The organism is Microcoleus sp. CZ3-B2 (genome assembly GCF_036705055.1).
GTDB lineage: Bacteria > Cyanobacteriota > Cyanobacteriia > Cyanobacteriales > Microcoleaceae > Microcoleus.
The window spans coordinates 1-10,905 of the sequence record NZ_JAUBTN010000105.1 but is presented as its reverse complement, the minus strand read 5'-3'; the positions used below and the strand labels follow the sequence as shown (position 1 = coordinate 10,905).

At 45.3% G+C, this 10,905-nt stretch carries 13 protein-coding genes and 1 rRNA gene; 8 read left to right on the top strand and 6 right to left on the bottom strand.

Features of this window, described 5'->3' with window-relative positions; genetic code table 11:
* Positions 1-75: 75 nt before the first annotated feature.
* Entirely contained in the window at positions 76-1,515 is a 1,440-nt protein-coding gene (sufB, locus tag QUA97_RS27125; protein WP_194071244.1) for a Fe-S cluster assembly protein SufB, read from the bottom strand.
* A 187-nt stretch (positions 1,516-1,702) separates the two neighbouring features.
* Between sufB and sufR the strand changes: the two genes are divergently transcribed.
* The 6 genes from sufR (at position 1,703) to QUA97_RS27095 (ending at position 4,312) form a co-directional block, all read left to right on the top strand.
* Positions 1,703-2,392: an iron-sulfur cluster biosynthesis transcriptional regulator SufR gene (gene sufR / locus QUA97_RS27120; RefSeq protein WP_194071243.1), complete on the top strand. Its 690-nt coding sequence runs from the start codon at positions 1,703-1,705 to the stop codon at positions 2,390-2,392.
* Between the two features lie 97 nt (positions 2,393-2,489).
* A complete protein-coding gene (locus QUA97_RS27115) occupies positions 2,490-2,897 on the top strand; it encodes a hypothetical protein (RefSeq protein WP_194071242.1) in 408 nt (135 codons plus the stop codon).
* Between the two features lie 245 nt (positions 2,898-3,142).
* Positions 3,143-3,259, top strand: a 5S ribosomal RNA gene (rrf, locus tag QUA97_RS27110).
* A gap of 117 nt (positions 3,260-3,376) precedes the next feature.
* Positions 3,377-3,631: a DUF4258 domain-containing protein gene (locus tag QUA97_RS27105; RefSeq protein WP_333197357.1), complete on the top strand. Its 255-nt coding sequence runs from the start codon at positions 3,377-3,379 to the stop codon at positions 3,629-3,631.
* An 11-nt stretch (positions 3,632-3,642) separates the two neighbouring features.
* Entirely contained in the window at positions 3,643-3,861 is a 219-nt protein-coding gene (locus tag QUA97_RS27100) for a DUF2283 domain-containing protein (protein WP_106332875.1), read from the top strand.
* A 40-nt stretch (positions 3,862-3,901) separates the two neighbouring features.
* Positions 3,902-4,312 carry a helix-turn-helix domain-containing protein gene (locus QUA97_RS27095; protein ID WP_333197354.1) on the top strand — a complete coding sequence of 137 codons (411 nt, stop codon included), beginning with the start codon at positions 3,902-3,904 and terminating at the stop codon, positions 4,310-4,312.
* 72 nt (positions 4,313-4,384) lie between these two features.
* On the opposite strand, the gene QUA97_RS27090 is transcribed toward QUA97_RS27095, so the two are convergent.
* From QUA97_RS27090 to vapB, 3 genes are all read right to left on the bottom strand, one after another.
* On the bottom strand, positions 4,385-4,612 hold the full coding sequence (locus QUA97_RS27090; protein ID WP_194071240.1) for a hypothetical protein: 228 nt from the start codon (positions 4,610-4,612) through the stop codon (positions 4,385-4,387).
* 174 nt (positions 4,613-4,786) lie between these two features.
* Positions 4,787-5,392 carry a hypothetical protein gene (locus QUA97_RS27085; protein WP_333197350.1) on the bottom strand — a complete coding sequence of 202 codons (606 nt, stop codon included), beginning with the start codon at positions 5,390-5,392 and terminating at the stop codon, positions 4,787-4,789.
* A gap of 175 nt (positions 5,393-5,567) precedes the next feature.
* Positions 5,568-5,789: a type II toxin-antitoxin system VapB family antitoxin gene (vapB, locus tag QUA97_RS27080; RefSeq protein ID WP_228050435.1), complete on the bottom strand. Its 222-nt coding sequence runs from the start codon at positions 5,787-5,789 to the stop codon at positions 5,568-5,570.
* A 216-nt stretch (positions 5,790-6,005) separates the two neighbouring features.
* Between vapB and nadC the strand changes: the two genes are divergently transcribed.
* Positions 6,006-6,869: a carboxylating nicotinate-nucleotide diphosphorylase gene (nadC, locus tag QUA97_RS27075; protein WP_333197348.1), complete on the top strand. Its 864-nt coding sequence runs from the start codon at positions 6,006-6,008 to the stop codon at positions 6,867-6,869.
* A gap of 207 nt (positions 6,870-7,076) precedes the next feature.
* On the opposite strand, the gene QUA97_RS27070 is transcribed toward nadC, so the two are convergent.
* Together QUA97_RS27070 and QUA97_RS27065 are read right to left on the bottom strand one after the other, a co-directional pair.
* Positions 7,077-8,105 (bottom strand): C39 family peptidase, encoded by a 1,029-nt coding sequence (locus QUA97_RS27070; protein WP_194071254.1) that lies wholly within the window; start codon positions 8,103-8,105, stop codon positions 7,077-7,079.
* Positions 8,106-8,536: 431 nt separating this feature from the next.
* Positions 8,537-9,865 (bottom strand): M16 family metallopeptidase, encoded by a 1,329-nt coding sequence (locus QUA97_RS27065; protein WP_194071253.1) that lies wholly within the window; start codon positions 9,863-9,865, stop codon positions 8,537-8,539.
* A gap of 130 nt (positions 9,866-9,995) precedes the next feature.
* On the opposite strand from QUA97_RS27065, the gene QUA97_RS27060 reads away from it, so the two are divergent.
* Complete coding sequence (locus tag QUA97_RS27060; RefSeq protein ID WP_194071252.1) at positions 9,996-10,868, top strand: ABC transporter permease; 873 nt, start codon at positions 9,996-9,998, stop codon at positions 10,866-10,868.
* The last annotated feature ends 37 nt before the right edge of the window (positions 10,869-10,905 follow it).

The window sequence follows — 10,905 nt, the reverse complement described above, 5'->3', positions numbered from 1 at the left end:
GACTAATGACTAATGACTAATGACTAATGACTAATGACTAATGACTAATGACTAATGACTAATGACTAATGACTTCTATCCCACACTTCCTTCCAGCTTCAGACTCAACAGCTTATCAGCTTCCGCCGCAAATTCCATCGGTAACTGATTGAAAACATCCTTACAGAAACCGCTAATCATCATCGAAATAGCATTTTCTGCGGAAATTCCCCGCTGTGCGAAGAAGAACAATTGCTCTTCCCCAATCTTGGAAGTCGAAGCTTCGTGTTCCACTTTAGCAGTGTGGTTCTGCACTTGAATGTACGGGAAAGTATTCGCTTGAGCGTTGTCGCCAATCAGCATCGAATCGCACTGAGAATAATTGCGAGCGCCCTTAGCGTTGGGGCCCATTTTTACCAATCCGCGATAGCTGTTTGCAGAATTACCCGCCGAAATTCCCTTAGAAATAATCGTGCTGCGAGTATTTTTGCCGACATGGATCATTTTAGTTCCGGTGTCAGCTTGCTGCTTGTTATTTGTCAGGGCTACCGAGTAGAATTCCCCTACTGAATTGTCGCCGACTAATACGCAACTGGGATATTTCCAAGTAATCGCGGAACCGGTTTCTACTTGCGTCCAAGAAATCTTGGAATTGACTCCTTGACACAAACCGCGCTTTGTCACAAAGTTGTAAATCCCGCCTTTACCGTTCGCGTCGCCGGCGTACCAGTTTTGGACTGTTGAGTATTTGATGTCGGCATTGTCCATTGTTACCAATTCCACGACGGCGGCGTGCAGTTGGTTGGTGTCAAACATCGGGGCGGTGCAGCCTTCGAGGTAAGACACAGAACTGTTTTCTTCTGCAATAATTAGGGTGCGCTCGAATTGGCCGGAATCTTCGTTGTTGATGCGGAAATAGGTTGACAATTCCATCGGGCATTTTACGCCTTTGGGAATGTAAACGAAGGAACCATCGGTGAATACGGCGGAGTTGAGGGCTGCGAAAAAGTTGTCGCCGACTGGTACGACTGTGCCAAGATATTTTTCGATTAGTTCGGGATAATCTTTGATGGCTTCTGTGATGGAACAGAAGATAACGCCGTCTTTGGCTAGTTTTTCTCTAAAGGTTGTGGCAATGGAAACGCTGTCGAAAACAACATCGACGGCGACATTTCCCAGTCGTTTTTGTTCGGATAGGGGAATTCCTAATTTCTCGAAGGTTTCTAATAGTGTCGGATCAACTTCGTCCAAACTGTTGAGCTTTTTGGGCTTTTGTTTTGGCGCGGAGTAGTAGATAATATTTTGGTAGTCGATCGCGGGATAGTTGACATGAGGCCAGGTAGGCTCGGTCATTGTCAGCCACTTCCGGTATGCTTTGAGGCGGAATTGCAGCATGAATTCCGGTTCGTTTTTCTTCGAGGAAATCAGGCGGACTACATCTTCGCTCAAGCCGCGGGCGATGGTGTCCGACTCGATGTCGGTAACGAAACCGTATTTATAGGGCTGGTTGACTAGGGTTGTGACTGTAGAGCTCATGAATTTTGCGCTTTCGAGTGTTCTGGATAAGTCTCTCAAAGATGGCAGACGCTTGAACTGTCCGGGGCCCGGCGAGTTCTGGGGGCTGCTTGGGGAAGTTAAACAACAAGTTTGTTGCTTTAGTATATTTTAAGCTACATTAACAACAGCGATCTTGTCAAAGTCAAATTAATAATTTTTTGTGAAGATGGAGACCACTCAGCAGACTTCCACGAAACAGGACATCCTGCAATATTTGCTCAAGGGGGGTCAGGGGACTGCTCTTGAGTTGGCGGAGTCTTTGGAGATGAGCCCGCAGGCGATTCGCCGTCATTTGAAGGATTTGGAGGCGGAGGGGCTGATTCAATATCAGTCGGTTCAGGCTGGTATGGGGCGACCGCAGCATATTTATGAGCTTACCAGTCTGGGGCGCGATCGCTTCCCGAACCGTTACGGCGATTTTGCTGTGTCTTTCTTGGATACTTTGGCGGAAACCGTCGGCCGCGAGCAAGTGATTAGTATCCTACGAAAACAGTGGCAGCGCAAGGCTACGGACTATCGGCGGTTGGTGGGTTCGGGTTCGCTGCAAGAGCGGGTGACTAAGTTGGTGGAACTCCGCAGGGCTGAAGGTTATATGGCTGAGTGTTATCCTGTAGAATCTGTAGAGGTGGGGATGTGCGATCGCGATGTTAAGGGCGATCGATTTGTGTTGATGGAACACAACTGTGCTATTTCTAATGTGGCGGAAACTTTTCCGAGTGTTTGCGGCAATGAGTTGGAAATGTTTGCGGGGGTTTTGCCGGATTGTATTGTGGAGCGGACTCACTGGATTATAAATGGGGAACATCGCTGCGGTTATTTGATTGCTAGGAAGAAGGAAGTAGTCAGTAGTCAGTAGTCAGTAGTCAGTAGTCAGTAGTCAGTAGTCAGTAGTCAGTAGTTGTTATTAGTTATTAGTTATTCAACAGTCAACAGTCAACAGTCAACAAATAACTATGGAACCATTAGCAGATTTTTTAAAGCCGGAAGAGTGCGCTGAAGTTGATATGGCGCTGCTGTCGTCGAAGGAAAAGTTTTCGACTCGATTGGCAATTTATGGTTTGAGGGTGCTCAAGCAAATTGCTGGGGAGACTGGTTTGCCGATAACTGAGGTTTCTAACCAGCAGGTGATGGATTGGATTAAGAATGATGAGAGCATTCAACAGTCGATTCAAGTTGATGCTAGTTTTGAAAACTTTTTTACTAATTTGGTGGTTGCGTCTTTGCGACCGTTGAAGCAAATTGCGGCAGAATCTGAAAGTGCGATCGAGCAATTAACAGTTAAGCAGGTTGTGGCGTGGTTTGTAAAGGATGGGAAGATTCGCCGAGAGCAGGGAACTGATGCTGCTTTTTTGGATTTGTGATTGGGCTCACGGGCTCAGACTCCCAGAAACCGGGTTTTTTCGGAATCTGTCGCCTGCAACGAAAAATTTTCATAATAAACCCGGTTTCTCGCCTCTCATCGGACTCCATGACATCATTGAAAAAAAACTTTTGACAAAGGGGTTGACAAACTGGGGAGAGTTTGGTAATGTAATAAATGTCGAGCGAAAGAGATGCAGCGCATCAAGTTTAACGCAGACACAGGATTCAAAGTTTTCAAAGCTTTCCTGGTGCTTATGATGTAATGGAACCACTCCGATCCATCCCGAACTCGGTTGTTAAACGTTGCTATGGCGAAGATACTCGGCGGGTCACTGCCCGGTAAAATAGCTCGGTGCCAGGTTAATAATAAATTAAAGCTCTTTTCCCGCAACAACGGAAAAGAGCTTTAGTTTTTTGGGGAAGTTGTTACTCATTGTGAATCAGCAATTTAAAATTTTAATTTATTGGACAAGAAAGAGTGAAACCTATTCGATTAACTAATCATGCTCAGGAACAGGCGATTGAAAGAGGTACAAAGGTCGCAGAAATTATTGATACCATTATTACAGGTAATCGACAACTTGCTAAAAATGGTAGGTACAAATATCAAGCTACTTTTCAGTATAATAGTGATTGGCAGGATAAGTTCTACTCTCTCAAGAAAGTAGTACCGATTGTTGCCGAGACTGATACTGAGTTAGTCGTTATCACAGTGTATACTTTTTATTTTTGAGGTAAATATTTATGAAGATTAGTTATGATTCAGAAATTGATGCTCTATACATTAGACTTGTAGAAGGCAAGCATCAGTGTCGCACTTTACAGTTAACTGACGAAATTGCTTTAAATATTGGGGAAAATGAGTTATTGGTAGGGATAGAAGTTTTAGATGCTACACAGGTTTTAGGTAGTGGAAATGTACCTAATGTAGTGCTAGAAAATATAGCTTTTACTGTAGCTTAAATAGAAAGAGCGATCGCTACCTGTGCAAATCTAAGTAAGGATGAGTGGAAAAATGATCCGTACTTTTGATGCAAAATCTTATACAGATTTACTTGTTCGGTATCAACCAAAACCGATCGCAAATGAAGCAGAAAACGAGGCCGCAATCGCTCTCGCTTGCGAACTGGAACACGGCCCTATGCGATCGCTGGAGGAAGAGCTATTTCTGGAGCTTTTGATAACGCTGATTGAAAAATTTGAAGCTGAAAATTATCCAATTCCCGCAGGCAATTCTGCCTCAATGTTACAATATTTAATGGATGCGAGAGATTTGGATAAGTCCGATCTGATTCCTGTTTTGGGAACGGAAACTGAGGTTGAGAAAGTTTTTGTTAGTGAAAGGGCGATCGAAATAGATGAGGCCAGAAAATTAGCTGATTTTTTCCAAGTTGATATTAGTTTGTTTCTTTAAGGGCGATCGGGTTTACTGTTATCAAACAGAATCGCACTGATAATTGTATTTGTATCAAAAACGTAGCGCATCTTACTCATCAAAAAGAATTGAATCCAAAATTTCTGGGGTCAATCCTCGCGATTGAGCATTCCGACTCATCTCACTCATTACCTCCTCTAGGGGTCTTTTGCGTCGAATTGCATCCCTAAGTTTCAGGCTAAGTAATGCCTCCAATTTACGACGCTGTTCTTCAGAAGCAGCCTCAAATATCTTAGCAACTTCAGCATTGACGCGAATTGCGATCGTTTTGGTTTGCATGATGGTTATGTGATGTTTTAATGACTGTTTTCAAATAATCTAGAATTGCGGGGGAATAGAACCATATTTTAACACAGTCATCACGAGCGATCGCCCTTATTTTAGCAGTCAAGAGTAGGCGCTCGCATCTTTCCTAGTGATCTAACGGCCAACTTGAGCGGCGGCTAGTAACCTTTATTCTATAACTGAATGATCCTCTACAGTAATCCGCCAATCATTATCCACTTTTTGGACAGGTCGGCTAGGAATGGTCTGAAGCAACTCAATCAATTTCAGATCGGGACACATACTTCGTATTACAGTTCGTATTGGTTGCTTATAATAATCGCGAAATCTTTTACTCAATACTGCAATTGTCACAAATATTTTAGGATGATTTGCCGTCAAACTTTTGATGATTTCTATCAAAGCGATTTCCAAGTCAGTTACTGATTTAATGTCAACAACTAAGATTGGCTGATATTCTGAAATTCTTTGGAATTCGTGAGGTGAGATATCTTCAGCACCCTCAGCCTTCAACATCCTCAGCAAACTTCCATCAACTTTCAAAGGTCGCTTAATTCTGTCTTTGATTGAGGTTGCTTGAGACTGGTGAAAACTAGGGACTACTGCCTGAAGAAGAGCTACATAAAACTCTTGCCGTATTGGAGTACCGTAGATTGAAAAGCGCCCGCTACTTGTCAAAAAACTGCTCAAACCGTCGCTATAACCTTGAACTTTTGCCAATAACTCAAGTGACACCCCATATTTTTTATCAAATAACTCAGTGAGCTTATCCACGCGAATCCAGGGAGTGTCGTTTTTACCGGATTCAATAACTATGAGGTATTCCAGCTACTCGAAGAGCTGTAGCGATGAAAATGAGGACGGAGCTTGATGAAAGTCCATTTGAATTACACCTAAGTACCAATGGGCATGACATATAACTACAAGTGTATTGCTGAGGATTCCCTATTTAGATATAATTCTTTAAATCCTCAAGCGGTTCATCCAAATCATCAGACATCCAGATTTTACCTTTCCAAATGCCAATTCCGCCTCGCTTGGCAGCTTTTTCCGTTTTAGGAGGCTCTTGGGCGTATCGCTTCACCAGAAATTCTATATAGTCAAGGACGGTCTGTTTGACAGATTCAGGTAATTTTTCGAGATTTTTTAAGATGGCGGTTTCTATCATCATTTTTTACTCTCTTTTAAAAATGACTGGCTGTATCATTGTTTTTACTCGCGATCGCCCATCTACTCCATTAAACCACCAAAACCCAATGTCAGCAACAGAATAGCCCATTATGTAGTGCGATCGCCCAAAATCGCACCAACACCATCACTATCTTACAACTTGCCGAAAATTACGCGATCGACTATCGTTCCTAGTAGCAGGAATAACAAAGAAAACATGAAAGCAATACTGCCGCCTTGGATAGTTTTAGACTCCCTACTGCACAACTGGCTGCTAGAAGATATCGGTAGGGGCGATCGCACAACATCGGCCTTATTTCCCGCAGCCAGCATCCAGGGTACCGCTAAATGGATAGTCAAAGAAGCAGGAGTCATAGCCGGATTGCCGATCGCCGATCGCACATTTAAACTTTTAGATAGCAGCCTCAGTTTCATTCCCCAAGTAGCGGAAGGGAAACTGTGCGAAAAAGGAGAAGTAATTGCCGAAATTTCCGGCAATTTCGACGCGCTGTTAACAGGAGAAAGAGTAGCATTAAACTTGGCAATGCGTTTGAGCGGCATCGCTACTTTAACTCAAAAATATGTTGACAAAATTGCCGATTTACCAGTGCAATTAGTCGATACCCGCAAGACAACACCGGGGTTGAGATTGTTGGAAAAATACGCAACTCAAATCGGCGGCGCTTGCAATCACCGGATGGGCTTAGATGACGCGGTGATGATTAAAGATAATCACATTGCAGCGGCTGGCGGTATTGCCGAGGCGATCGCCCTAATTCGCAATTCTATCCCCTATCCGCTGACAATCGAAGTCGAAACCGAAACTCTCGCCGAAGTGCAGACAGCATTGCAGCACAAGGCGGATATTATCATGTTAGACAATATGTCCTTTGACTTAATGCGGCAGGCTGTGGCAATAATTCGCGAAAAGAGCGATCGGGTGAAAATTGAAGCGTCTGGGAATGTGACTTTAGAAACTATTCGGAGTGTGGCGGAAACCGGAGTTGATTATATTTCTACCAGTGCTCCAATTACGCGATCGACTTGGCTGGATTTGAGTATGAAAATTAATAGTCATTAGTCATTAGTTATTGGTCATTAGTCATTGGTCATTAGTGATACAAAATATGGCTAATACTAAATCCTCCTTAAAGAGCCAATTTATTCTTTAGTCTCCCTCTGCTTGGACTAAAGTTTTTATAGTAGCGATTTCAATCGCCGAATCATCGAGGAGCTAACTTATCTCTTAGCTAATGACTAATGACTAATGATTAATGACTCTTAACAATTACTTCGAGATAAAATGCACCCAAAAATCTCCGTCAGCCATACAAACGCTGCGGATTAAACGATAGGAATAGTGCAAGTAAGCACCGCTGACACTTGTATCGTAGCCGTTTGGGAACCACTCGCCATAGGGGTCGTGAACGAAGAATCCTTCGCTGTCGTAGCCCGCAGCAACTATAATGTGACCGAAAGACGTGAAGTATCCGTGGATGACAGCGGGATTTCCGCTGGCCAGCCAATCTTGAACGTCCTCAATAGTTGCATTCTCGGTATAGTAATCTTGAGCGCCGTAATCTTTAACAATCTTTGCTAAATCATAGGGATCCCAGCGACTGTAACCTTTGGCGATCGCATATTCGTAGAGTTCATCTTCATATTGTCCGCTTCTATTGCGCCGCGGCACTCTCAAAAAGTCCAGACACATCGCTATGGAAGTTACATTACAAGCACCTGTAGGATTGTAAAAATTATCTAATTGCGATCGATAAGGAATGCCAAGTCTGACAGTGGGGGGGTTTGGTTTGGGATAAAGCAAAACGCCGTCTAAAGTAACTTGAGCGTGTCCTCCGTAAACATACCAAATCCCTGAACCTTTGAAAGATTCATTGCGGAGAGCAACCCTAATGTGACCGCGAATAGGAACAAAAGCCAGGAGTTCAAACTCTTTTCCCGCTGGGATTACTTGTTTTTCTGAGTCCTGAAGTTGAGAAGACGCTAGGGGTTTTGATTTAAAAATAGTGTCTCTGGTCGTTTTCAGGATCGGGCGAGGTGTGGGAATGTCCGTCGTTTTGGTTTCGATCAGCTTTTTGGCTGTGATTGCTCCCAAAAAACCCGGTTCGCCGCACTTCATCAAGGTTTGAAATCGGTGGAGGGCGGCGGTAGAAAGTGGGCCAAAGATGCCGTCTACTGGAGGTTTCAGTAAACCCAGGTCAATGAGACGGCTTTGAATTTGGCGGCTGAGCTCGTTGTCGGCAGCGATTGCTTTGGCATCGTACCTAATTTTTGAGTTGAGAAAGTTTTGTAATTTCATGCTTCCCTGCCCACGTCAATCGATTTTAGATTTTAGATTTTAGATTTTAGATTTGAGAATTACGATCGCCGATAAATCCGGTGTCCCTACAGCAAATTGCTCGACCGTCAATAATTCCCAGTTTATCCTCTCATAAAATTACGGCCATTCTACCGATCGCCCGTACCTTAAAAGCTTTAAATTCATGATTCGATACAAAACCTTTAAGGCGGAGTGCGATCGAACTTGATATCCTGTCCAGTCGATCGATCGAAATAAGATGGGTTAGTAGTGCGGACTAAAGTCCGCACTACTAACCTTTTTTTGTTACCATCCTAGATCGGACACGATCTGACACAGTATTTTCAAATCAAAGAAGGCGATGATTTACCTTCTTTGTGCTCCCTAGCTTGACAAGCAAACGATTGCGCCTGGGAAAGAAGCAGTCGGGTTTATGCTGCTTCGGGGCGAATTACCACCACACCCATCGCATCGGGAGACAGATATTTGACGGCGGCTTCCCGGAGATCCTCGGCTGTCTGAGATTGGATGCAGGCTGCGTAGTTGAGGGCGGGAGCGATATCTCCTACCATCGACTGATAGTAACCGTACAAACTTGCTCGATCGCTGGGAGTTTCGTTACCGAAGATAAACCGATTTGCTACTTGGGTGCGGATGCGGGAAATTTCGGCATCAGTCACCAGTTCGGTTTGCAGAGTGCGGATGTGTCCGACGATGGCTGCTTCCACTTCGGCTATATTTTCTGTCGCCAGTTGAGCGGAAATCGAGAATACCCCGCCTAGTCGCTGAGTCATGTTGCTGACCGAAATTGACGAGACTAGCCCTCGATTTTCGCGCAAATCCTTAACCAAGCGAGTTGTGCGCCCGTGGCCCAATACTGTCGCCAAAACGTCGAGGGCATAGGTTTCGGACATTTCCACAAAGCCGGGGACTCGCCACATCACGATCAGTCGAGCTTGCTGGAGGGCAGAGTCTACAAATTCGCGGCGAACTATTTCGGTAAAGGGCGATTCTTGGCCGTAGTTGAGAATTTCGGATTCTGGGTGAAAGCTGCTGAGTGCGGGCTGATTTATGGTGCTGTTTTGTGCTGTGCTTTTGCTGGCAAAACTTTCGGCGACAATTTCTATTAGTCGATCGACCGGCAAGTTACCTACAGCGACTGCTGTCATCGCCCCTGGCTGATATCTGCTGCTGTGGAAATCCCGCATTTGTTGGGCCCTCAGATTTTCGATGACGGAAGTCGGGCCTAGTACCGGTCGCTTGTAGGGCAGGACTTCAAAGGCTAATTGCATCGATCGCCCATAGGTGCGTCGGCGCGGATTGTCTTCCGATCGTCTAATTTCTTCCAATACTACCAGCCGTTCGCGCTCGAAGGCATCGTCGGGAATGCTGGCGTTGAGCAAGACATCGACTTGCAGGGGGGCTAGTTCAGCAAAATCTTTAGGAGCTGTGGTGATGTAATAGTTCGTGTAATCTTGACTGGTGGCGGCATTGGTGACAGCGCCGCGCTGTTCGATCGCCCGTTCAAATTCTCCACTCTGAATGCTGGGAGTTCCCTTAAAAATCATGTGTTCTAAAAAGTGAGCCATACCGTTGATTTCGTCGGATTCTACGGCTGAGCCTAAATTCATCCACACGCTGAGGTTAACGGCATCGACTGGTAAGTGTTCGGCTATAACTGTGAGGCCGTTGGGGAAATGGCGCACTGTTGGAGCGTTCAGGGGCGATCGGGCGGAGGTTTTGAGCAGGGTTGATGTCATTAGGGTTTTAAATTTATTTGTTATCTATATCTTAAATGGTCTTTAACGAAGGCATCGAGGATTCGGCATCCGCCAAGCAGGCTATAAAAACTGCGATCGGGTACAACTGTTTTTTTTGACATTATTAAAAATGGAAAATCCCAAATTGCATCAAAATTTAATATTTCGACAGCCTGCTTGGCAGCGATTCGCCCGATCGACCTCCGGGAAAATCGGCTTAATTTTGACTGTAGCGCTGATTTTCTCGGCACTGTTAGCTCCCCTAATTTCCCCCTACAATCCGGCGGTCGATCGCGATTATTTATCCCGATTAGTGGCTCCTAGCGCCCAGCATTGGTTCGGCACCGACAGTTTGGGGCGAGATTTGTTGGTGCGAGTGTGGCACGGATTGGGGATCTCTTTGCTCGTCAGCTTGGTTTCTGTGGCTGCGGGATTGTTTGTGGGAGGGCTGTTGGGACTCTTCGCCGGATATTTTCGCGGATGGGCTGAGGTAGCGATCGGCACTTTGGCGGATATTTTGCTAGCGTTTCCTTCAATCTTACTGGCGATCGCCATTGTCACCGTCACCGGGCCGAGCCTGCAAAGCGTAATTATCGCCGTCAGCGTCGTCCAAATTCCAATTTACATCCGCCTGACGCGCAGCATGGTGCTATCGCTGCGCGAACAAGAATTTGTCTTAGCAGTCAAAGCCTTGGGCGCCAGCGACTTACGGATTATTTTTCGCCACATTTTGCCGGGAAGTCTCCCGCCATTAGTTGTACAAGCAACTCTTTCCACTGGTACAGCCACGCTAGAAGCCGCCGGTTTAGGTTTTCTCGGTTTGGGCGCGCAGCCGCCAGCCCCGGAGTTGGGAACAATGCTTTCCGATGCTTTTAAAGGCGGATATGCTCTTTCATCTCCTTGGACTATTTTGTTTCCAGGTTTGCTAATTACCTTGATAGTTCTCGGTTTCAACCTTTTAGGCGACGGCCTGCGAGACGTTTTAGACCCCAGAGGGAATTAGAAGGCGAGATGGGGAGATTGGGGGAGGGGGAGAGGGG

Coding starts and splice junctions, on each gene's coding strand:
- QUA97_RS27060 (WP_194071252.1), top strand. CDS start 9,996: ATGGAAAATCCCAAATTGCATCAAAATTTAATATTTCGACAGCCTGCT.
- QUA97_RS27095 (WP_333197354.1), top strand. CDS start 3,902: ATGAGTGGAAAAATGATCCGTACTTTTGATGCAAAATCTTATACAGAT.
- sufB (WP_194071244.1), bottom strand. CDS start 1,515: ATGAGCTCTACAGTCACAACCCTAGTCAACCAGCCCTATAAATACGGT.
- QUA97_RS27065 (WP_194071253.1), bottom strand. CDS start 9,865: ATGACATCAACCCTGCTCAAAACCTCCGCCCGATCGCCCCTGAACGCT.
- QUA97_RS27115 (WP_194071242.1), top strand. CDS start 2,490: ATGGAACCATTAGCAGATTTTTTAAAGCCGGAAGAGTGCGCTGAAGTT.
- nadC (WP_333197348.1), top strand. CDS start 6,006: ATGAAAGCAATACTGCCGCCTTGGATAGTTTTAGACTCCCTACTGCAC.
- QUA97_RS27090 (WP_194071240.1), bottom strand. CDS start 4,612: ATGCAAACCAAAACGATCGCAATTCGCGTCAATGCTGAAGTTGCTAAG.
- vapB (WP_228050435.1), bottom strand. CDS start 5,789: ATGATGATAGAAACCGCCATCTTAAAAAATCTCGAAAAATTACCTGAA.
- sufR (WP_194071243.1), top strand. CDS start 1,703: ATGGAGACCACTCAGCAGACTTCCACGAAACAGGACATCCTGCAATAT.
- QUA97_RS27070 (WP_194071254.1), bottom strand. CDS start 8,105: ATGAAATTACAAAACTTTCTCAACTCAAAAATTAGGTACGATGCCAAA.
- QUA97_RS27100 (WP_106332875.1), top strand. CDS start 3,643: ATGAAGATTAGTTATGATTCAGAAATTGATGCTCTATACATTAGACTT.